Raw genomic sequence first — 22,363 nt, forward strand, 5'->3', positions numbered from 1 at the left:
GCAACCAAATTGATCTATATTGACACCAATTGCAAGACCAATCTTATATTGATTGAGCATCAGACCCTGATTGGTAGCGATGGCGCTGAAGTACAGGGAATGCATGCGCACTGCCTGCAGAACGATTGTCGGATGGCAGCACGTATAGAGCAGCGGGTAAAATCGCAAAGTAACGGCTCCATTGAAAAGGGAGGAATCTCGATGGCCGCTAGAACAGAGGCTGTTTCTGGAGACGACGCAGCGCTTTCGGTGCGTGGCCTGACAGTCGACTTGCCGAAAGGCATGGAACGGACCCATGCCGTCGAGAACATCTCGTTTGATCTCAAGCGTGGTCAGATCCTGTGCATTATCGGCGAGTCCGGCTCAGGCAAGTCGGTAACGGCCAACACAATCATGGGGCTCTTGCCGAAGCTGATCCCCGTCTCGTCCGGCGTTATTCATCTCGATGGTACGGCCATCATTGGCGCACCGGCGAAAAAACTGCGAGGACTGCGCGGCCGCGTTGTATCCATGATTTTCCAGGATCCGCTCTCGGCGCTCAACCCGCTGATGACGGTCGGCGAGCAGATTACCGAAGTCCTGACGGCACATGGCGTGGGCACGAAGGCGTCGCGGCGCAAGCGCGCCATCGAGCTGCTGACGGAAGTCGGTCTGCCCGATCCGGAGCTCATGTACTACCAGTATCCGTTCCGGCTCTCGGGCGGGCAACGTCAGCGTGTCATGATCGCCATGGCGCTCGCGCTCGAACCCGCGGTTTTGATCGCCGACGAACCGACCACGGCCCTCGACGTCACCACGCAGGCGCAGATTCTGAAGCTGATCCGTGACATTCAGCGCCGCAAGGGTATGAGCGTGATGTTCATCACCCATGACTTCGGTGTTGTGGCTGAGATCGCCGACAGTGTTGTGGTTATGGAAAAAGGTCGCGTTGTCGAGCAAGGCAGCGCCGATCAGGTTCTGAAATCCCCCACTCACCCCTATACCCAGCGCCTGATTGCCGCCGTCCCGCACCTGACCGGCAAGGATCGCGAACCGCAGGAGAAGGCCAGCAACGAGACCATCCTGAAGGTCGAAGGATTGTCCAAAACTTATCGCAGCGGCAGTGCCCTGTTCGGCAGCCAACGCATCGTGCCTGCGGTGAAGGACGTCTCGTTCGATCTGGCTGCGGGACGCACCCTCGGCGTTGTCGGCGAAAGCGGTTCTGGCAAGTCATCGCTGGGAAGGCTTTTGATCAAGCTGCAGGACAGTGATGGCGGTCGCATTCTTTTCGAAGGCCGCGACATCGCCAAGCTTTCCGAGTCCGAATTTCGACCGCTGCGGCCGCGGATCCAGATGATCTTCCAGGATCCCTTCGCGTCGCTGAACCCGCGATCGACCATTGGACAAATTCTTACCGTCGGTCCCGTCGCGCACGGCATGCCATATGTTCAGGCGCGTGAGGAGGCGCGAGCGTTGCTGGCCCATGTCGGTCTCGATGCCGGCGCCTTCGGCCGCTATCCGCACGAGTTTTCCGGTGGGCAACGTCAGCGCATCGGCATCGCCCGGGCCTTGATGTTCAAGCCCAAGCTGCTGATTGCCGACGAGGCGGTCTCTGCGCTCGACGTGTCCATCCAGGCCCAGATCCTCAAGCTGCTCGACCAGATCCAGCGGGAAACCGGCGTTTCGATGATCTTCATCACCCATGATCTGCGCGTCGCCAGCCAGATCTGCGACGAAATCGCAGTGATGCAGAAAGGGCAGATCGTCGAGCGCGGCCCACCATCCCAAATCTTTCTGAACCCGCAATCGGCCTACACGCGCGAGCTGGTGGCGGCGATTCCCGGGGAGCGCCCGAGGGACACTCGACCGATTGCCGTTAATTCTTGAGAGCTACGGCGGAAATACCACTAGGGAGGAAATATCATGACGAAAGATTCTACAACGAAATCGGGCTATTCACGGCGCGAAGCGCTACGCTTAATGGCAGCGGGCGGCATTGCGTGCTTTGCCGCACCCAACCTGCTCGGCAAGCCTGCCTTTGCCGATACCGCCAACCCGACCGGCCGTGTCGTCGTCGGGCTTTCGCAAGAACCCACCGTCTTCAATCCGCTGATGGCACATATCGAGGTGGACGACGCGGTCCATTTCTCAGTCTTCGACGCCCTCTTCCGCATGGATCCGAAAGGTGTTCTCCAACCCAATCTCGCGGCCGAAGTGCCCACACAGAAGAATGGCGGCATTTCAGAGGACGGTCTGAAGTGGCGCATCCGCCTGCGTGATGACGTTCGCTGGCACGACGGCGAGCCCTTCACGGCCGAGGATGTGAAGTTCACCCTCGAGCTCATCACCAACCCGAAATTCCGCGCGTGGCGCACGGGTGGGCATTCCCTGGTGCGGGATATTAAGGTGGTTTCGCCGACTGAGATCACCTGGCGCATGGAGGAGGCTTTCGCCCCCTACCTGTCGTTTCTCGCCGAAACCTTCATAGTGCCCAAGCACATTCTCGAGAAGGAGGCCGATCCCAACGCCGCCGCCTTCAACCAGGCGCCCGTCGGCACCGGTGCTTTCAAGTGGGCGCAGCGGGTTGCCGGCGACCATCTCGAACTCGTCGCGAATCCTCAATACTTCGGAGAGGGTCCCTATATCGAGCGGCTCGTCTTCAAATATATTCCTGACATGACGGTGCTCTACACCCAGTTCAAGAGCGGCGACATCGACCTTGCGGACCAGGCATACATAACCGCCGACCACTACGAGGAAGCCAGCAAATTGCCGGGCCGCGTAGTGACTCTGGAGCCCGGGGCATCGCTCGAGTCGATTTATCTCAATCTTGAGAAGCCGCAATTCAAGGACCCGGCGGTGCGCAAGGCGCTCTATGCCGCGATGGACAGAAATGCGATTATCGACGCGATCTACTTCGGCGTAGGCACCCTCACCGAAACCTTCATGCCGAAGGAGTCCTACTACTACAATCCGAACCTGCCGGCGCAGGAGTTCAATCTCGACCTGGCGCGCAAAATCCTCGACGAAGCTGGCTGGGTGCCGGGACCGGATGGGATACGTGCGAAGGATGGGGTCCGGCTGTCCTTCGCCAATGCGACAACCGCAGGGAACAATCTGCGTGAACAAGTGCAGCAGTTCCTGCAGCAAACGTTCGCGGAGATCGGCGTCGAGATGACCATTTCGAATCTGCCGGCGGCCGTCATGTGGGGCGAATTCTGGCTCAAGTCGCAGTTCGACTCGGCGATCGCCGGCGTCACCTATCTCATTGCCGCGGATCCGGACGCCACCAACCGCCTCCACACCAGCGCAATTGGCGCGAAGGGCGGGAAGGGCTCGAACACCGCCCAATACTCCAACCCGGAAGTCGATGCGCTGCTCGAAAAAGGCGCCCGCACCTTCGATCCGGAGGAACGGCGCGCGATCTATAACCGCGTGCAGGAAATCGTCCGTCAGGATCTGCCGTTCCTGCCGCTGTTTGCCTACACCAACGTGGTCGGGCGCAAGGAGGGGCTGGAGGGCTTTGAGCCCAACGCCAACACCCGCACGGCCTCCTGGAAGGCCGCAGCATGGCGTTGGCAGAGCTGACCTAAGCGGCCGCCGCCGCTTGCGGCGGCGGCCATTCATTGACGCTGTCATGAAGGAGGAGAGCCAATGCGCGGCTTCCTGCTCAATCGCCTTTCACAGAGCCTCGTCCTGCTCCTGATCGTATCGGTCATCGGGTTCGTCGTCCTCAACCTCATTCCGGGTGGCCCCTTGGCGCAATTCGGGCTCGATCCCGGCATGACGCAAGCGGATCTCGATCGTCTCAAGGAGCAACTGGGGCTCAATCGTCCGCTGTGGATGCAATATCTGGACTGGGCCTGGCGCCTCGTACAGGGGGACTGGGGTCACTCCTTCCGCGACGGCGCGCCGGTCCTGGACGTGATTGGACGCCACCTCGTTGCAACACTGTTGTTGATGGGGTCATCCACAGTCATCGCGATCGCCATCGGCACGTGGATCGGCATTCGCGGCGCCACGCACCGGTATTCGATTTTTGACTATCTGGCGACGGTCGGTGCAATGGTGGCGTTGTCGATCCCGACCTTCTGGTTCGGGCTTGTCGGCATTTACGTGTTTTCGCTCCGGTTGGGCTGGTTGCCGGCCGGCAATATGTACACGATCGGCGACGGCTCGGCCCTGAATTACCTCCATCACCTGATCATGCCGAGCATTGTGCTGGCGCTGGTCCATGTCGCCATCTGGAGCCGCTACATGCGCACGGCGACGCTTGACGTTATCAGCCAGGAATTCGTCAAGACAGCCCGCGCCAAGGGGCTAAGCGAACGCCGGATCTTGATGAAGCATGTCGTCGGCAATGCGCTGCTGCCAATGATCACACTTGCGGGAATGCAGCTTCCCAGCGTTCTCACGGGTGCTCTGGTCACCGAGACGGTGTTTACCTGGCCGGGAATGGGCCGGCTGTTCCTCGATAGTCTCGGCTACAGCGACTACCCGGTGGTGATGGGGCTGCTGATGTTCTCGGCAATACTCGTCGTGCTGTGCAACCTGATCGCCGACATCGTCGTCGCCATCATCGATCCCCGTATCCGTCTGAGCTAAGCGCCTCATGGACGCTCAACAGGAGGCCACCATTATGACCGCCATTGTCGCAAATTCACGCCAGGAGCGTTGGTGGAACAGCCGAACTGCACATCGCTTCATGAACCACCATCTGGCTCTGCTCGGGATGGTGATGATCGCCGTCCTGACGCTGGCGTGCGTCCTGGGACCGTACCTGCTGCCATATGATTCACTCCATATCGATCTGCGCGCCCGCTTTGCTCCGCCGTTCACCGGCCACCACTATCTGGGCACCGATCCGCTGGGTCGGGACTTGGCGGCGCGGCTCTTCATGGCGGGGCGGATTTCGCTGCTGGTCGGTTTCTCCGCAATGCTGTTGTCGACGCTGATCGGAACCCTCGTCGGCGTGCTCGCGGGATACCGTGGCGGCTGGATCGGCACGACGCTGATGCGTACAGTAGATGGGTTCCTGTCCTTCCCGTCAATCTTCCTGGTGCTGGCCCTTGCCGCTGCGCTAAAGCCAAGCCCGATCATGATTACCGTCGTCATCGCTGCCACCAGCTGGATGGAGGTTGCGCGAATTGTCGAGGCGGAGGTCCGCTCCCTTCGCGAGCGCGAATTCGTCCAGGCCGGTCGCATGTTGGGGCTGAGCGGAACCCATATCATGTTCCGCGAGATCCTTCCCAATGCCATGGGTCCGATCATCGTCGCGGCTACCCTGACCGTCGCCCGCGCGATCCTCATGGAGGCCTATATCAGCTTCCTCGGCTATGGAATTCAGCCACCGCTGCCCAGTTGGGGCAATATGCTGAACGGTGCCCAGCAATATCTGGGGAGCGCACCGTGGCTGGCGATCATTCCCGGCGCCGCCATTACCATCGCTGTAACCAGCTTCAACTTCATCGGCGACGGGCTTCGCGACGCGTTCGATGTTCGCGGTGATCACGCCTGACGGCGATGGCGTCCGGACGAGGTTACGGCAGTATAGGGGAACGCCACACTCGCTCGCGAGATGGTTCAAGGGCGATGTGTGAACCTGCTGATCGAAACGTCGCCCGATGGAACGTTGCCGCTCATCTTTGTCAGCAGTCCCAGAAGGCCCTTGGCCGACGCAACGAGAAGTTAGTCCCATGGAAGAATCCAGAATCGCAGACAAGAACACGCCGTACTGGTGGGAGGAGGCACCGGTCAGACCGCTGCCGCGGCAGCCGCTGGCCAAGAATCTCGATGTGGCGATCATAGGCGCCGGATACACCGGGTTATCGGCGGGTCTCGTTCTGGCGCGCGAGGGCCGTTCGGTCGCAGCCTTCGATGCGATGAACCCGGGCGAGGGGGCCTCGACGCGCAACGGCGGTATCACCAGCGGAAGCATTCGGCCGGATTACACCACGATCACCCGGCGCTTCGGCGAAGAGAAGGCAATTGCAATCGAGGCGGAGGGCAAGATCGCCCGCGAATTCCTTTATGACTTCATCAGGACCGAAGGGCTCGAGTGCGACTTTCAGCTGGTTGGCCAATTCAAGGGCGTAATCGGATATGACGATTACGAGAAGACGGCCCGGAGCGCCGAAGTGCTGGCGAAGAGATTGGGGATCGAGGCCTATGCGGTGCCGTACGCCGAACAGCGCAACTTCATCGGCACGGATTTCTATCGCGGCGGCATGGCGCGGATGGATATTGGTGGGCTGCACCCGGCCAAGTTCCACGCTGAACTCCTGCGAGTGGCGCTGGCTTCGGGACTGACCGTCCACGCAGGTACGCGCGTGACTTCGGTAGAAAGGGATGGCTCCGAATTCCGTGTCTTGACTGAGGCGGGCACGGTGCAGGCCCGCCAGGTTCTGGTCTGCACGGACGGCTATACCGATGGCGCGGTTCCCTTCTTGCGCCGCCGGCTGGTCCCGGTTCGCAGCCGGATCATTGTCACCGAGGAGCTCGCGCCAGAAGTGATGGCGCGGCTGATGCCGAAGCGGATGATGATGGTCGAGGGCAGGCAACTGGGATTCTACTACCGCCCGACGCCCGACGGCAAACGCATTCTTCTAGGGGGGCGCGACAGTTCTCGCGTCGGCGATCCCGCCGCTCCGAAGCTGTTTCTGCGCCGGGGCCTGGTGAATCTGTTCCCGGAACTAGAGAACGTTCGCCTGTCGCACACCTGGTTTGGCAATGTGGCGATGCACCGCGACATGCTGCCCCGCATCTTCGAGAAGGACGGCGTGGTCTATGCGACAGGTTTCTGCGGTTCGGGCGTCGTCTGGGCGCCATGGATCGGAACGCGTGCGGCTCATAAGCTGCTGGGACATGGTGAGCAAGCGCGCACAGCCTTCGACTTTCGTCCACCTGCCTTCATCCCCCTTTACCGTGGCAATCCGTGGTTCATGCCGGCGATCATTGAGGGCTATCGGATGCAGGACCGCATCGCCCTGTACCGCGCCCGGCGATAGAGCTTAACCATTGAGGACACCAGCGCTCCTTCCGGGGGGCGCTATTCAAGAAACTCACGCCCGATTTCCAGAGGAATACAAAGATAATGCCGGTCGAGGTTCAGAAAGTCCGTGACAGCGCCTCTTTTCCAACCCAGGTGGATGTTGTCGTCATCGGGGCAGGGATCGTCGGTACATGCACGGCCTATGAACTCTCCCGCCAAGGGGTCTCCGTTGCTCTGCTCGAAAAGGGCATCGTTGGCGGCGAGCAGTCAAGCCGCAACTGGGGATGGGTCCGTCAGCAGAACCGCGATCTCCATGAGCTTGCCCTTGCCATGTACAGTCTGCGGCGCTGGGAGGAATTGGGCACCGAGATCGGCCGCGATCTCGGGTTCCGTCGAAGCGGGATACTTTACTGCTCCAAGAATGAGGCGGATGTCGCCCGTTGGGAAAAGTGGGGCCAGGCCGCACGCGTCCAGGGATTTCACAGCCAGATACTCACTGCTTCCGAGGCGAACGAGCGGGCCTCGGGCGGCACGTCCTCCTGGGTCGGCGGCGTCTGGTCTCCGACTGACGGGAGGGCTGAGCCCAGCCTTGCCGTGCCAGCCATCTCCGAGGCTGCGAAGGAAAAGGGCGTGTCGCTCCATCAGAACTGTGCCGTTCGAGGCCTCGACATTACCAATGGCCGGGTAACAGGGGTGTGGACGGAGCGGGGGATTGTCAAAGCGAGCACCGTTGTTTGCGCCGGCGGGGCATGGGCTTCCCGCTTTTCTCATCGTTATGGCATCGAAGTTCCAGTCGCCAACATCGCCGGGACGGCGATTAAGACAACCCCGGCGCCCGAAATCGTTCAGGCAGGATGCCTATCGGCTTCGAGCTTCGTGTTGCGGCGTCGGATCGACGGCTCCTACACGGTTGCCGTACCCGGACACGGTACGCTCGACATCACGCCGCGAGGAATGCGATATGCATTCAAATTCTACGAGATGTATCGCAGCAAGATCGGCAAGAAGCTCAAATACCGCCTCAACAGCAGCTTCTGGAATGGTCCCGATGCCTTCGGCAGCTGGGAGAACGACGAGATCTCGCCGTTTGAAAAGAGCCGCATTCTGGATCCGGCGCCCGACGCGGAACTCGTCAAGCTCGCAGTGAAGAACCTTGAAAGCGAATACCCTGCGCTTAAAGGGATCGGGGTCGAGCGCGCCTGGGGCGGGCTCATCGATACCTCTCCAGACCTCGTGCCGGTTATCTCGAGAGTGGAGGAGCTCCCCGGCTACGTGATCGCGGCGGGCTTCAGCGGACACGGTTTCGCGATCGGACCGGGGGCTGGCCGGCTGGTGAGCGAGATCGTCTTGAATAAAGAGCCACTTACCGACATTTCGCCTTACAGGTTGAGCCGGTTCAGCGATGGCTCAGCGATCCGAAGACCGGAAATGATGTAGCCGTTAGATCGGCTGCCGTTTGGAACCCGAGGGATTTTTGTCACCGAGCCTCGTCCACTGACGAGACTCCAACCGCTCATGCAAAGGTGGTGGCAACAACCGGGTGGGCGCACATGAAACTGGACAGAATTGACATCAAGATCCTCTCCGAGCTCCAGAAGAACGGACGCATGACTTATGTCGAGCTCGCTGAGCTAGTTAACTTATCCGCAACCCCTTGTCTCGTGCGAGTGAAGAAGCTGCAGGCAGAAGGCTATATCGGCGGCTATTCTGCGATGATCAACATGGGAAAGCTTGGCCAGGTTCTGACTGTCTTTACAGAGATTACCCTGAGGAACCATCGCCAGGCCGACATCGCCCGCTTCATGTCGGCCATCCAAAATATAGAGCAAGTCATCGAATGCCACGTCGTCTCGGGCGATTACGACTATCTCGTCAAGTTCGTGGCGAGCAGCATAGGGGAATACCAGTCGCTGATGGAGCGGCTGACAGAAATGGACATCGGAATAGAGAAATACTTCAGTTTCGTCGTGCTCAAATCGCCGATCACGAAGTACCACATGCCCCTGACGAATCTGTTCGACATTTAGGCCGTGGGTCGACTTGACAGCTTGCGAGCGACAGAGATTTTCCGGAACTGGGCAAATGATTACCGGAGGCAAGGTCGGGCGTACTCGCGATGCAAACATCACAATAGCCGATCTCGCCGGTACAGGTGTTCAGGACACTGCAATTGCCACGTTAGCCTTTCCGCACACTGAAAAACTCAGCGCCGGTAAGATGCTTACGTGCTGAGCCGGCTGGTGTCTTTGCGCAACGCTCATGTTCGGACACCCACTGACTGCCGCCTCAAAGGCTGAAGAGTCCGCAGCCACGTTCATGAGCCTCGCAAATTATTGCCGCAACCAATTTGATCTATATTGACACCAATCGCAGAACCAATCTTATATTGATCGCGTGTCAAACCTGATTGGTAGCGAAGGTGCTGAACGTGAAACCAACTCCCGCGCAAAAAACAACTCCGCTTGTCTCTCCCGCCTCGACTGCCGTAGTCCGCGATGCTCCTACGCAACTGTTCATCGGCGGCGAATGGGTTTCTGCAAAAGAAGATCGCACCTTTGAAGTGGTCGACCCCTCGACCGGAGATGTGATCGCCACCGTTTCCGATGGCGATGTCGCCGATGGAATATCCGCGGTCGACGCAGCGGAAATGGCCGCTGCGGCTTGGAAGGCGACCTCGCCGCGGCGTCGTTCGGATGTTCTGATGAAGTGTTTTCACCTTGTGCTCGAACAGGCCGAATGGCTGGCACAACTGATCACCGTGGAAAACGGCAAGGCACTCGCGGACGCCAGGTCGGAGGTCTCCTATGCCGCCGAATTTTTCCGCTGGTACGCGGAAGAAGCTGTACGGGCACCGGGCGAATTCGGACCTGCACCTTCCGGCGCCAATCAGATCATCGTCAACCATGAGCCGATTGGTATCGCCGTGTTGGTGACGCCTTGGAACTTCCCGGCAGCAATGGCGACCCGAAAGATGGCACCCGCACTGGCCGCGGGCTGCACGTGCATCCTGAAGCCCGCAGCGGAGACCCCGCTTACGGCGCTGGCGATCGGCGAGATTATGCGGCAGGCCGGCGTTCCTGCTGGAGTGGTCAACATCGTGACAACGAGGAAAGCGGGCTCCGTGGTCAGCGCCATGCTGCATGACGAGCGGGTACGGAAGCTGTCGTTTACCGGCTCGACAGGCGTCGGCCGGACACTGCTGCGGGAGGCTGCGGACCAGGTTGTCAGTTGTTCGATGGAACTCGGCGGCAATGCGCCATTCGTTGTATTCGACGATGCCGACCTGGAGACGGCTGTCGCTGGAGCCATGGTGGCCAAGATGCGCAACGGCGGCGAGGCATGTACTGCCGCCAACCGCTTCTATGTGCAGAAAGGGATCCTGGCGGACTTCACCCGGCGGTTTGCGGAAGAGATGGCCGCGATCAAGGTCGGACCAGGACTGGCGCCGGACACGCAGCTTGGGCCACTGATCACCGAGGCCGCGCTCGCCAAGGTGGAACGCCTGGTGGACGACGCCGTTGCCAAGGGAGCCCGACTGGTTACCGGCGGCAGCCGGTTGAACGGCGACGGCTTCTACTATCCGCCTACCGTACTTGCAGACGTTTCTCCCGATGCCGAGGTACTTCGCGAAGAAATCTTCGGGCCGGTTGCGCCAATCATGGCGTTTGAAACCGAGGACGAGGTCGTCCAGATGGCGAACGACACCGAATACGGGCTGGTGTCCTATGTGTTCAGCAGCGACCTCAAACGCGCGCTTGCGGTCGCCGGACGGCTGGAAAGCGGCATGGTCGGAATCAACCGAGGCGTCGTCTCCGACGCTGCCGCACCGTTTGGCGGCATGAAGCAGAGCGGGCTCGGCCGGGAGGGAAGCCACCACGGCATGCTCGAATATCTCGAAACAAAGTACATCGCCGCAAGCTGGTAGGCACTCAGCGATTCCGACCGCTCCGTCCTTCTACCGTTATCGACAATCTCGTAGCGAGGCCGGGGCCGACTCGCGTGCATCTTGCCTAACCACAGCGCGGATTTGCTTTCACTCAGGTAAAACTGGAGAATCAGATGTCACTACTCAAAACGATCGACCCGAATCCTTCGGTCGAACCGAAGCACGCGACCCCCGCGCCGGAGCGCCTTATCGCGGGTGCACCCGCCTTCAAAACCTGGGCGCAAGACAGCGACAAAGAGGGCAAGGTGAATACCGGCGTCTGGGAGGCCACTCCCGGCGAGACGCACTCCATCAAGGGCGAAACCTTTGAGTTCTGCCATATCCTGCAGGGAGTGGTCGAACTGACAGAGAAGGGTAAGGAGCCGGTCATTTATCGCGCAGGCGACAGCTTCGTGATGAAACCTGGCTATGTCGGGGTCTGGAAAACGATCGAGACAGTACGGAAAATCTACGTCACCGTCACTTAACGCCCGGACGGATCATGGTGGAGATGCCGTAGGTGGCGGAGACCTTCACCGCCCCTATTGGCTCCAAAACGACGCTGGTTACGCGTTGAAGCAACATGGAAGCAAGGCATGCATCTGTTCGCACGCGAGGACCTCGAGGAAGCCGCCGCACTCGTCTATCGGCATATGTCACCAACTCCGCAATATGCGTGGCCGCAGATTTCGGAAAAGGCAGGGGCTGCAGTCTGGATCAAGCACGAGAACCACACGCCGGCCGGCGCTTTCAAGGTCCGCGGCGGAATCACCTTCATGGATTGGCTCCGCCGCAGCGGGCGTTCGACCAAGGGCATCGTCACGGCCACGCGCGGCAATCATGGCCAGAGCCAGGCCCGTGCCGCGCGGGCAGCCGGTCTTGCCGCCAAGATCGTTGTCCCGCACGGCAATTCGGTCGAGAAGAACGCAGCCATGCGGGCCTTTGGCGGGGAGGTCATTGAGTACGGACGCGACTTCGACGAGGCCCGTACCGAAGCCCGGCGCCTTGCCGCCGAAACCGGCCTATTCTTGGTACCGCCCTTCCACGAGGAGATCGTCCGGGGTGTCGCGACCTACGGGCTGGAACTCTTCACCGCGGTGCCCGATCTCGATACCGTCTATGTGCCCATCGGCTGCGGCTCGGGCATTTGCGGCGTCATCGCCGCGCGCGAGGCCCTGGGCCTGAAGACGGAAGTGATCGGCGTCGTTTCGACGCACGCGCCAGCCGCGAAGCTCTCCTTCGAGGCCGGACGGCTGATCGAAACCGATACGGCGCTGACTTTTGCCGACGGCATGGCCGTGCGCATTCCCATCGAAGAAGCTTTCGCAATCTACGCGAAAGGTGCCGCCCGGATTGTCGCCGTCAGCGACGACGAGGTCGCCGAAGCGATGCGCCTCATCTACCGCGCCACTCACAATGTCGCCGAGGGTGCCGGCGCCGCATCACTTGCGGCGCTCCTCAAGGAAGCCTCTGCAATGCGCGGCAAAAAGGTTGGACTTATTCTTAGCGGTGCAAATGTGGACGCCGAGGTCTTCCAGAAAGTACTGGGCGGGGAGACGCCACCGGTGGCGACGGTAAGCAAGTGACAGTCGGGCACGAGAGCTTCAGCATGGTGCGAAGGGTCTTTACCTGGTCGCGGGCAGCTCCGGAAACGGCTTCGGGCTCCGGCCGGGCATTGGCCGCCTAGCGGCCGATGATACACCCTGTACCGATCCCAGCCCTTTCCGGCTCGCCTCATTGCGGGGGCACCCGCCTTTAAAACCTGGGCGCAGGACAGCGACAAAGAGGGCAAGGTGAATACCGGCGTCGGGGAGGCCACTCCCGGCGAGAGTTCTGCCACATCCTGCAGGGACTGATCGAGCTGACAGAGAAAGGTAAGGAACCGGTCATTTATCGCGCGGGCGACAGCTTCGTGATGAAGCCCGGTTATGTCTGGGTCTGGAAAACGATCGAGACGGTACGGAAAATCTACGTCACTGTCGCTTAACCGTTGCACCGAGGAGACCGTTCCGACGCACCCACCTCCTATTTTCAAGGCGGGGACGGAGCGACCTGGCAGGGGAGGTCTGCCGGTCGGCAATGCCCGAAAACGGGCTGGGCGGACTATTCGCCCCAGCGTCTGCTAAACCCAGCCCGTGCTTCCAAGCAGTATGCCCTGGAGATATTCAGGTCAGCCAAGAGCCTGGCTGGCCAGGACGAAAGTTCGGACCTCCGGCGTTTGTGACACGCCGGTAGCGCCTTGAGCCATCGCAACCACGCCGCCGTCGCGAGGCAGCCCCCAACCTTCGAGCAAGGACGAAAGGCCGCTCTGTTCAGGGATGTCGATGCGCACGAACCGACCTTCCTTACCGGAGAGGATGAAGGCGATCAAATCCCTCGCCTGGTCGGCGTTCTCTGCCACGACCGGCCCGACGACTTCGCCGATCCCGAAAGGCCGCGTGGCCGCGAAAGCGACGATATTGTCACCGTTGCGCACAACGGCAAACGGCGCCTCCTTCGCCAGCGCATCGTGGAGCGCGCCGCGATCGGGGCCGAAAGCCGCACGATCGAGCGCTTTGATTGCTGGCAGGGCGTCGTCGGGCGCGATCCACCCGACATTTTCAGGTGTATCGACCCGACCAACAACACCCTGATGGCGTACGACTTGATGCGTCGCAACGAAGCCGAGCTTCTCGTAAAGAGGTAAGCCGTCGCTCGTCGCCGTCAAACGGCATTCCCGATCCCCGCCGAGTTCGAGCACGGCGCTGGTCAATCGTCTTCCCAGCCCACGGCCGCGCTGGCTTTCATCGACAATAATCATGTTGATCGCTGAACAGGTGTTGCCGAAGGGGTTGATGAGGGCCGTGCCCACCACACGGTCACCCGCGAGGGCAACGCGTCCCTCGCTTATCGACCAGATGATTTTCCAGTCTTCTCTCCTGTGCGCCCAGCCCGCTGCCCGCGACAGCGCCAGTGCACCATCCAGATGGTGCGCCTCGAAAGGCGCGAGAGTGATGGTTTCCGTTTGCATGGGTTGATCCAGTTCGTTGGTCAGGTTTCAGGCCGTACTGCGACGACGATGCGCGGGCCCTTCTTTGAAGGGGTTCCGCTGCAAGCGCGAGCTAGAATGATCAGGTGACTGTGACGAAGATTTTCCGCACCGTCTCGATTGTCTTCCAGACTCCGACATAGCCGGGTTTCATGACGAAGCTGTCGCCCGCGCGATAAATGACCGGCTCCTTACCCTTCTCGGTCAATTCGATCACACCATGGACGAGATGGCAGAACTCAAACGTTTCGCCCTTGATGGAGTGCGTCTCGCCCGGCGTCGCCTCGAAAACGCCGGTATTGACTCTGCCCTCCTTGGCGGTGTCCTGCAACCAGGTCTTGAAAGCGGGGCTGCCTGCGATGAGGCGATCCGGCTCGGCAGTTCTATGCTTCGGCTCAAACGAGGGATTCGGGTCGATGGTTTTCAGTAGTGACATCTGGTTCTCCAATTTTTACCTGAGTGAAAGCGACTCGGCGTGGTCATTAGGAAGCCGATGCATCGCAATGCATTCTCCTGGCTCCCTCCGGCGCGTCGCCATAACGGCTTACTCCTGATCTGCCCTCCACGATCAAATTCCGCCCACCTTGATTCTGGAGCCGTCAACGAAACGCGACAGGCGGAAGGGGCTGGGGTCGACACAGGGCGTATCGTTGGCCACCAGGTCGGCCGCCAGCCGGCCGATGCCCGGGCCCAGCCCGAAGCCGTGGCCGGAACCGCCCGCGGCCAGGTAAAGGCCCTTCACGCCATCGGCCGGCGAGATGACCGGTACCGCGTCCGGCGTGCAATCCACATAGGCTCCCCAGCTGTCGGCGATCTCGATGCCTGCCATCGCAGGGAATTGTTCCGTGACCCGGTGAAGAATGGCCGCGATGGTGCGGCGGCTCGGCGGCGGGTCGAGAACGCGGATCCGTTCGAAGGGGGACGTTGTGTCGCCATTCCAGCTACCGAGTGCCTCCGGGCCCTGGAGGAAGGATTTGCCGATGCCGATTTGCACCGCTTTCAGACGCGCCAGGAACATGGGCATGAACCAGCGGGCGTAGCGAATGCCTTGCGGGGTAATATCCAGTGTAGCCCTGCCGCTGATCGCAAGCGTGTAGCTGCCATCCAACCGGCGGGTCAACGCACACTGCGGCGTATAGATCGCCTCACCCAATTCCTTTGTGGGTCGCGTACGAAGCGCCGTCTGGCGCACGCTCGCCTGCGGAAACAGAACGCCGTACTGGCGACAAAACATCGACGTCCAGGCACCGCCGGCGCAGAGGACGGCTTGTGTCCGGATGGTTCCCTTTTCGGTAATGACCCCCGCCACCGCGCGATTGACCAGATCGAGGCCCCAGGCAGCGCACTCCTGGTGGATTGTCGCCCCGAATTTGCGAGCGCCATCCGCGATCGTCGGCGCGGCGATGGCGGGTTCGCCCTTGCCGTCATCGATCGAATGGACCCCGCCCAGCCATCGGCGGCCGTTTGCCGGAATTGCGGCAGTCGCTTCCTTGGCGCTCAGCATCCTGGTATTGACGTTGAACGGGCGAGCCATGTCACGCCATGCCTCCCACTCCGCCAGCTGCCGCGGATCATCGGTAGCGTAGAGCAGGCCGCATCGACGGAAACCGACGTCCTCTCCGATCTTCGCCGCAAACTCATCCCAAACCTGCAAAGCGACGCCCGAGAGTGGCAGCTCGCGCTCATCCCGGTTCTGCCGCCGGCACCAGCCCCAGTTGCGGCTCGACTGCTCGCCTCCGACATGGCCCTTTTCGACCAGGGCGACAGACAGTCCGCGCTCCGCGAGAAGGAACGCCGCCGTTGCACCAACAATGCCGCCGCCGATAACGACGACATCCGCCTTGGCGGGAAGCTCTTGATCGTTCTGGATGCGTTTGACAATTGGAGACATGGGGGCTGACCTGAGCTTTGGCGGCCGATCTATACGGCACTGTTTCCTGCCCCTGTGGCAGGAGCATCGGAGGCAATGACGGCTATTGCATCGACTTCCACGAGGTAGCCGTAGTGAAGTTCCGACACCGGAACGACGGTGCGAGCCGGGCGGGAATCCCCTAGTCGCGCCGCATAAACCTGGTTGAAGCGAGGCCAATTGGCCACGCCGACGATGTAGGCAGTCACTCTGACGAGATCGGCGGGGGTTCCGCCTGCGGCTTCCAAAATCGCCAGCAGGTTGTCGAGCGCCTGCGCCGCCTGGGTCGCGAAGCTGTCGTCCGCCAGGGCTTCTCCACCCGGTCGGATCGGTAGCTGGCCCGAAATGTAGAGGTGCTGACCGACAAGCTTTGCTTGTGAGTAGTGGCCCGCAGGGCTTGGGACCCGATCGGTATTCACGGTTATGGATTTGGGCATCACCAGCCTCCGAAGCGGGTCCAGCGGGTCTCGACAGCGTGTGAGCGGCCGCGGACCACGTGATAGGTTTCGTGCTGCGCAGCGGTCGCACAGGCGTGGTTTGGCAGGATCCGCACCCGGTCTCCGACCGCCAGGTCCGGGAGTCGTGCATTCGATGCGGGGCGCACCGCTATAATTCCATGTTCCTGGTTCGCGTCGGCAACGATGACGTCTTGATAGGGCGTGCCATCCACGTCACATACCAGACCATAGCCCTGATCGACGGCCTGCTTGCCAGTGCCACGGTCCCGCGACAGCGACATCCATCCGCCATCGGTTATGATCCAGCCTTTCTCGCGCTGGTGTCCGATGACGGTCGCGAGCACGCTGAGCGCAATGTCGTCGATCTGGCAAACACCAAGCCCAGCCATCACCAGGTCGAAGAAGACGAACACGCCCGCGCGGACTTCGGTCACTCCAGCGAGATCCGTCGCGTGATGGGCCGTCGGTGTCGAGCCGACGCTGACGACCGGGCACGGCAGCCCCGCGGTCCGCAGAATGCGTGCCGCCTCCACGACTGCCAATCGTTCCGTCTCCGCGTAGAGCCGCAGCGCCTCGACGCCTCCGCCCTTATAGCTGTCGCCGGCGTGGGTGAGGACGCCGCGGAGCTCGGCATCTGCCGTCAGCGCCTGCCCGATTTCCACGAGCTGCACCTGATCCGCGGCGCGCACACCCGAGCGATGGCCGTCGCAGTCGATCTCGATCATCGCCGGGATGCGCGTCCCGGACCGCCGAGACGCCTCGGCCACCGCACGTGCCTGCTGAACATTATCCAGAGTGACGACGAGATCGACGCCGCTCGCCCGCAGCTCCGCGACACGCTCGAGCTTGGCTGGGGCGATGCCGACCGCATAGATCATGTCCCGGACGCCTGCCGCCGCGAACTGTTCAGCCTCCTTCAGGGTAGAGACGGTTGCGGGTCCTTCCGGCGCGCTCATCACCCGGCGTGCCACTTCGATCGACTTGGCGGTCTTCAAATGCGGCCGGAGGGACACTCCCATGGCGTCAAGCCGGCTCCTGAGCCGCTGAACATTCCTGTCCATTCTGTCGGCGTCCAGGACCAAACAGGGTGTTTCCAGGCCCTCAAGGCGGGTCAGGGCGGCCAGCCCGGGTGTGGGGTCGATCGTCGCTTTGACCATGATCTGATCTCCAATTCCGGATTTCACCTTGCAGCCAAATCATAAAGATGGCAATTAATGACGAGTGAATAGTAAGTTCAGGTTCTGATTAATGTTGACGTCCGACGATCTTGCCTTCTTTTCGGTGCTGACAGGCTCGAAATCCCTCGCGGAAAGCGCGAGAAAGCTGAACGTGACGCCCCCGGCGGTGACACAGCGCCTGCGTGCGCTCGAGGAGAAAGTCGGGGTGCGGCTGATCGACCGGTCCGGACGGCGGCTGCGGCTCACGGAAGAGGGCTCATTGGTCGCTTCTCACAGCGTTATCGTCAGCGAGGCCATCGATTCGCTTGCCGAAGCCCTGGCTGATCGCAGGCGCGCGGTTCGAGGACACCTCAGGGTCGCCGCACCACACGGGTTCGGAAGGCTCCATGTGGCTCCGGTGGTGGAAGCGTTCGCACGAGAGCACGGGGGCGCGACCGCCACCCTGCAGCTGTCCGATCATCCGGCGGCTCTGCTCGTCGAAAGCTACGATGTCGTTATTCACATCGGGGCGCCGGGGCATCTGGACCAGGTCGTTACGACATTGGCGCCGAACCCTCGAATACTCTGCGCAAGTCCGAGCTACCTCGATACGGCACCGCCCATTTCAGCCCCCGCCGATCTTGCTCAACATCGCTGTCTGGCCGTGCGCGAGAACGAGGAGGACGTGACGCTGTGGCGCTTCAAGGGGCCGCGGCAGGAGATTGCGACGGTGCGCGTCAATCCGGTCATGTCGAGCAACGATGGTGCCGTCACCCGGGAGTGGGCGCTTGCCGGTCAGGGCATCATGATCCGTTCGGAGTGGAACGTGGCTGAAGATCTCGCTGACGGACGGCTGCGGCAGGTGCTGCCCAACTGGAAGCTCCCACCAGCCGACATTGTCGCGATGCTCGGCTCGCGTCACGGGCGAAGCGCCCGGACTGCTGCCTTTCTGACGATGCTTCGACAGGCGCTGAAGCCGCCGCCCTGGCAAGCCGCTCGCGCGGAACCGGGTCGTCAGTAGCCCAGGATGGCCTTCGTCTCGAGATACTCCTCGAGCCCGTGAACGCCATATTCGCGCCCATTGCCCGAGCGCTTGTAGCCACCGAAAGCGGCCGTCCCGTCCCACGCCGGATAGTTGATATGAACCTGCCCGGCCCGGATCCGGGCGGCAACCCGCCGTGCCGGCTCCGGATCCGAGGACTGGACATGGGCGCCCAGTCCATAAACCGTGTCGTTGGCGATCGCGACTGCCTCTTCCTCGTCCCGGTAGGACATGATCGCCAGTACCGGCCCGAAGATTTCCTCGCGAGCGATGCGCATGTCCGGCCGAACCTCGGAAAAGATCGTCGGCTGCGTGAAGAAGCCTCGCTCCTGACCTGCTGGACGTCCCAGTCCGCCGCACAGAAGCTTCGCGCCTTCGTCAATTCCCGCCTGGATCATAGCCTGCACCCGCTCATACTGAGGGCGATTGGCGATGGGCCCCATGGTGGTCGCCGGATCCCTCGGATCGCCGACGCGGATGGCGTGCGCGGTTTTGCTGGCCAGATCCTCGACTTCGGCGAGCCGATGGGCGGGTACGAGCATGCGGGTCGGGGCGCTGCATGATTGGCCGGCATTGCGCATGCCGGCAAGGACGCCTTTCGGTACCGCCTCCCCAAACTCGGCGTCATCGAGCAGGATGTTGGGCGACTTGCCGCCAAGTTCCTGGACCACCCGCTTGACCGTCGGGGCTGCCGACTGTGCGACGAGTACCCCCCCGCGGGTTGAGCCGGTGATCGAGATCATGTCGACATCTGGATGGCTGGAAAGAGCTGCGCCAACACTCTCACCAGTGCCATTGACCAGGTTGAACACTCCTGGCGGAGTACCGGCGTCGTGCATCAGTTGGGCGAAGAGCAAGGCGCTGTAGGGGGACAGTTCACTGGGTTTGAGGACGACGGTGCAACCCGCCGCGATCGCTGGGGCAAGCTTGGCGGTAATCTGGTAGAGTGGCCAGTTCCACGGGGTGATCAAAGCACAAACGCCGATCGGCTCCTTGGCCGTTGCGGTGTGCCCATTAATCGTCAGGAAGGGGTAGTTCTGAAGCACCTCCATCTGGACGCGAACGTGCTCGGCAGCGAAAAAAACCTGCGAGGCTCGCGCGAAGCTGATCGCCGCGCCCATCTCCATGACGATGGTCTCGGCGAATAATTCCGCTCTCTCGTTCAGTAGCGCATGCACCCTGCCGAGCAGCTCGAGCCTGTCGGACACAGATGATTGAGAGAAGGCGGGGAAGGCCTTGCGCGCTGCCGCAACCGCAAGATCGACGTGGTTTGCGTCTCCGGCGGCGATACGCCCAATAGTCCGTTCCGAGGCCGGATCAACGACGGGCAGACTCGGTGCGTCCGCGTGTTCTTGCCACTCCCCGCCAATATAGAACTGGGTTCCTCGTTCAGTTATCATGGTTTGAACCTCTCGACAGTGCCATGCGGCCGGGGCGGGCCGTCAGAAGCATGCCCCATTTCACTTGAAGACGACAATTTATGTCGCCTGAATGTCGGCTTTAGAGCGGCGTTAACAAAAGCGTCCACGCGCTCGATGTCGAGCGATCGCAGACCTGAAAGTGCCTTCTTTTGGAAGGTCAGAAACAAGATGTGCCTCTGCTTTGCGGCAGTCTATTTTCGGATTACAGAGGAGAGAGCAAACGCGGTCAGCGTATCGCGTACCCCAGGCATCTCGGCTATGAGCTGCCAAATCTGCCGGATGCGGTCAGCCTCGGGGGACTCGACCCTGACGAGGAGATCGAAGTCGCCAGTCATAACGTCGCAAGCCACGACTTCCGGGATTTTCCGCAGCGCCTGAATAACGTCGCTCCCCCTCATGCGATCGTGCCGATAGACGAAGATCAGTGCGGTCGTAACGTGTTGGCTGCTCCCTCCATCACCGGTGACGATCGTATATCCTTTGATGAAGCCTTCGCGCTCAAGTCGTTCGATCCGCACTCGCACGGCGTTACGCGAGAGATTCACCTTCGCCGACAACTCCGCGTGCGAGATCCGGGCGTTTGCCTTCAATTCGACAAGTATCTGTTCGTCGGTTCGATCGAGAAGATATTTCATGGGGTCGGTGCCGGTCGATTAGCCCGTGATTTCGGGCGTTACCGATCGATAAGCTATCACGGCGATTTCCGGTAGTAAGGCTCTTTCCTTCTGACTCGCAAATCGCTTCGATGTCGAAGCCATTACGAAGCTTGGTAATGCCTCCTTTTCCGCGCCGCTCAGGCTTCGAACCTCTTCATAGCCCTGCAGTAGGGCGCGCGCCCGCTCCTTGTTCAGTTCGCCGTTGGTTTCGCCCGCCCAACCGACAAGCACATCAGCAACCTCCGACACCAGCACGTCGTCGTGCCGCAGCCTGAAGTTAATGACCCCGCTTACTTCCTCTCCAAGAAAAAAGACATTCTCTTGGGCCAACGCGCCATGAACTGCCCCAGTTGGAAGATCCGTTGATGTGCGCTTTGCCTTTCGTTCCAAGACAGTGTGGATTTGAGCCATCACACGACCCAGGCTTCGGCATTTTGCCGCGCCTGCAATGGTGCATGAAGAGCCCGGTACGAAGCTGACGACGGCAACCAATTGACCTGCGGCCCGGCACGTGGCGTGTCCCTCGACGGTGCGCAGCGGTTTGGGGCAGGGGACGCCCTTTCGATGGAGCTCCTCCATGGTTTCGAAGGCTCTTTCGAGATCTAAAGCCTGGGCTCCGTTCTCGAAGAGCGTAACGATGAATTCGCCTTCCTGGGAGCGAAACAGGTAGGTCGTCTCGCTGTCGCCGTCAGCGATCCCAATCACTGACAAAAGCGACTTAAACCGATAGGCTGCAGTGATCGACTGGCGATCTTCATCAGAAAGCTCGGTAAAAACAGCCATTTTCCTACCCTGTTAGGCTGACGAAATCAGCGCCATATTTCGCAATCGGCGTCGACTTCAATTCCCTCGATGCATGTGTTCAATTCTCATTCTCTACTCCCCTTATGCAGAATTCCGGCGTGGCGCATTGCAGCAGTGATTGCTTTCTGAACCGATGGGCTAACCTCAACGAGCGGAAGGCGCAAGTCGCCGCTGATTTTACCGAGTTGAGCCAAAGCGAATTTCGCGCCGGCCGGACTGGTCTCGAGGAACAGTGCGTGGTGAAGGGGCATCAATCGGTCTTGCAGAGCCAACGCGGCGGTGTAATCGCCATTCAGGCATGCCTGCTGAAATTCTGCACACAGCCGGGGAGCGACGTTTGCGGTCACTGAGATGCAGCCGTGACCACCATGGGCCATATAACCCAAAGCCGTCCCATCTTCGCCGGTTAGAAGATTGAACTCTTTGCCGCAGGCCATCCGCTCGAGCGACGGGCGCAGGAGATTGCCCGTCGCATCCTTGACACCCTTTACGTTGCGGCAATCCTTGAAAATGCGGGCGAGCGTTTCGACCTGAATATCGATCACACTCCGCCCCGGGATATTGTAGACGATGATCGGGAGAGAAGCTTCGGCGTCGATCGCCTTGAAGTGCTGATAAATCCCCTCTTGCGTGGGCTTGTTATAGTATGGGGAGACGATCAACAAACCATCTGCACCAGCCTCTTGCGCGTGATGCACAAAGTCGATTGCTTCCTCGGTGCTGTTGGAGCCTGCCCCGGCAATAATCGGAACACGACCTTTGGCGGTCGCGATCGCGATCTCCACGACTCGCTTGTGCTCGGCATGGCTGAGGGTTGGACTTTCCCCGGTGGTTCCGCAAGGGACCAGCCCGGACGAGCCCTCGGCTATCTGCCATTCTATGAGGCTGCGAAGTGCAGCCTCATCGACTTTCCCATCAGCGAATGGCGTGACGAGCGCAGTGATGGATCCTTTGAACATCTTTAACTCCCGGAAGCACTGATGGGCTGGGATG

Annotated in this window: 20 protein-coding genes and 2 pseudogenes; 13 read left to right on the top strand and 9 right to left on the bottom strand. The window is 60.8% G+C overall.

Annotated features, from left to right (window positions below):
* Positions 1 to 201: 201 nt before the first annotated feature.
* From CO676_RS21240 to CO676_RS21300, 12 genes and pseudogenes are all read left to right on the top strand, one after another.
* Complete coding sequence (locus CO676_RS21240; protein ID WP_097522527.1) at positions 202 to 1,866, top strand: ABC transporter ATP-binding protein; 1,665 nt, start codon at positions 202 to 204, stop codon at positions 1,864 to 1,866.
* 36 nt (positions 1,867 to 1,902) lie between these two features.
* Complete coding sequence (locus CO676_RS21245) at positions 1,903 to 3,567, top strand: peptide ABC transporter substrate-binding protein (RefSeq protein WP_014761034.1); 1,665 nt, start codon at positions 1,903 to 1,905, stop codon at positions 3,565 to 3,567.
* Between the two features lie 66 nt (positions 3,568 to 3,633).
* Positions 3,634 to 4,584, top strand: a complete 951-nt coding sequence (locus CO676_RS21250) for an ABC transporter permease (RefSeq protein ID WP_014761035.1) — start codon at positions 3,634 to 3,636, stop codon at positions 4,582 to 4,584.
* Positions 4,585 to 4,618: 34 nt separating this feature from the next.
* Positions 4,619 to 5,497, top strand: coding sequence for an ABC transporter permease (locus CO676_RS21255; RefSeq protein WP_014761036.1), 879 nt, complete (start codon positions 4,619 to 4,621; stop codon positions 5,495 to 5,497).
* 178 nt (positions 5,498 to 5,675) lie between these two features.
* Positions 5,676 to 6,986, top strand: coding sequence for an FAD-binding oxidoreductase (locus CO676_RS21260; protein ID WP_041413771.1), 1,311 nt, complete (start codon positions 5,676 to 5,678; stop codon positions 6,984 to 6,986).
* A gap of 86 nt (positions 6,987 to 7,072) precedes the next feature.
* Positions 7,073 to 8,407: an FAD-binding oxidoreductase gene (locus CO676_RS21265; protein WP_097522528.1), complete on the top strand. Its 1,335-nt coding sequence runs from the start codon at positions 7,073 to 7,075 to the stop codon at positions 8,405 to 8,407.
* Between the two features lie 113 nt (positions 8,408 to 8,520).
* Entirely contained in the window at positions 8,521 to 8,997 is a 477-nt protein-coding gene (locus tag CO676_RS21270; protein ID WP_097522529.1) for an Lrp/AsnC family transcriptional regulator, read from the top strand.
* Between the two features lie 49 nt (positions 8,998 to 9,046).
* Positions 9,047 to 9,202, top strand: a pseudogene (locus tag CO676_RS21275) (ornithine cyclodeaminase family protein); the annotation flags it as partial.
* 196 nt (positions 9,203 to 9,398) lie between these two features.
* Entirely contained in the window at positions 9,399 to 10,895 is a 1,497-nt protein-coding gene (locus tag CO676_RS21280) for an NAD-dependent succinate-semialdehyde dehydrogenase (RefSeq protein WP_097522594.1), read from the top strand.
* 134 nt (positions 10,896 to 11,029) lie between these two features.
* On the top strand, positions 11,030 to 11,383 hold the full coding sequence (locus tag CO676_RS21285) for a cupin domain-containing protein (RefSeq protein ID WP_014761041.1): 354 nt from the start codon (positions 11,030 to 11,032) through the stop codon (positions 11,381 to 11,383).
* A 108-nt stretch (positions 11,384 to 11,491) separates the two neighbouring features.
* A complete protein-coding gene (locus CO676_RS21290) occupies positions 11,492 to 12,481 on the top strand; it encodes a threonine dehydratase (protein ID WP_097522530.1) in 990 nt (329 codons plus the stop codon).
* A gap of 117 nt (positions 12,482 to 12,598) precedes the next feature.
* Positions 12,599 to 12,882 (top strand): annotated as a pseudogene (locus CO676_RS21300) (cupin domain-containing protein).
* 183 nt (positions 12,883 to 13,065) lie between these two features.
* Here the strand turns inward: CO676_RS21300 and CO676_RS21305 are convergent.
* From CO676_RS21305 to CO676_RS21325, 5 genes are all read right to left on the bottom strand, one after another.
* A complete protein-coding gene (locus CO676_RS21305; RefSeq protein WP_179875580.1) occupies positions 13,066 to 13,905 on the bottom strand; it encodes a GNAT family N-acetyltransferase in 840 nt (279 codons plus the stop codon).
* 100 nt (positions 13,906 to 14,005) lie between these two features.
* Entirely contained in the window at positions 14,006 to 14,359 is a 354-nt protein-coding gene (locus tag CO676_RS21310; protein ID WP_066877114.1) for a cupin domain-containing protein, read from the bottom strand.
* Between the two features lie 132 nt (positions 14,360 to 14,491).
* Entirely contained in the window at positions 14,492 to 15,814 is a 1,323-nt protein-coding gene (locus tag CO676_RS21315; RefSeq protein WP_097522532.1) for an FAD-binding oxidoreductase, read from the bottom strand.
* Between the two features lie 29 nt (positions 15,815 to 15,843).
* A complete protein-coding gene (locus CO676_RS21320) occupies positions 15,844 to 16,269 on the bottom strand; it encodes a RidA family protein (RefSeq protein WP_097522533.1) in 426 nt (141 codons plus the stop codon).
* Positions 16,269 to 17,447 (bottom strand): DSD1 family PLP-dependent enzyme, encoded by a 1,179-nt coding sequence (locus CO676_RS21325; protein ID WP_097522534.1) that lies wholly within the window; start codon positions 17,445 to 17,447, stop codon positions 16,269 to 16,271. Before CO676_RS21325 ends, CO676_RS21320 begins: the two co-directional genes overlap by 1 nt.
* Before the next feature lie 91 nt (positions 17,448 to 17,538).
* Here CO676_RS21325 and CO676_RS21330 point away from each other — a divergent pair, with 91 nt between their 5' ends.
* Entirely contained in the window at positions 17,539 to 18,468 is a 930-nt protein-coding gene (locus CO676_RS21330; protein WP_097522535.1) for a LysR family transcriptional regulator, read from the top strand.
* On the opposite strand, the gene CO676_RS21335 is transcribed toward CO676_RS21330, so the two are convergent.
* The 4 genes from CO676_RS21335 to dapA form a co-directional block, all read right to left on the bottom strand.
* The gene (locus tag CO676_RS21335) at positions 18,462 to 19,889 is read right to left on the bottom strand and encodes an aldehyde dehydrogenase family protein (RefSeq protein ID WP_097522536.1); all 1,428 of its coding nucleotides are present in this window, start codon (positions 19,887 to 19,889) and stop codon (positions 18,462 to 18,464) included. The genes CO676_RS21330 and CO676_RS21335 overlap by 7 nt on opposite strands.
* A gap of 212 nt (positions 19,890 to 20,101) precedes the next feature.
* Complete coding sequence (locus CO676_RS21340) at positions 20,102 to 20,545, bottom strand: Lrp/AsnC family transcriptional regulator (protein WP_097522537.1); 444 nt, start codon at positions 20,543 to 20,545, stop codon at positions 20,102 to 20,104.
* An 18-nt stretch (positions 20,546 to 20,563) separates the two neighbouring features.
* Positions 20,564 to 21,349: a phosphotransferase gene (locus CO676_RS21345; protein ID WP_097522538.1), complete on the bottom strand. Its 786-nt coding sequence runs from the start codon at positions 21,347 to 21,349 to the stop codon at positions 20,564 to 20,566.
* A gap of 86 nt (positions 21,350 to 21,435) precedes the next feature.
* Complete coding sequence (gene dapA / locus CO676_RS21350) at positions 21,436 to 22,329, bottom strand: 4-hydroxy-tetrahydrodipicolinate synthase (RefSeq protein ID WP_097522539.1); 894 nt, start codon at positions 22,327 to 22,329, stop codon at positions 21,436 to 21,438.
* Positions 22,330 to 22,363: the final 34 nt, after the last annotated feature.

The sequence above is a fragment of the Sinorhizobium sp. BJ1 genome, from assembly GCF_002531555.1.
GTDB lineage: Bacteria > Pseudomonadota > Alphaproteobacteria > Rhizobiales > Rhizobiaceae > Sinorhizobium > Sinorhizobium fredii_B.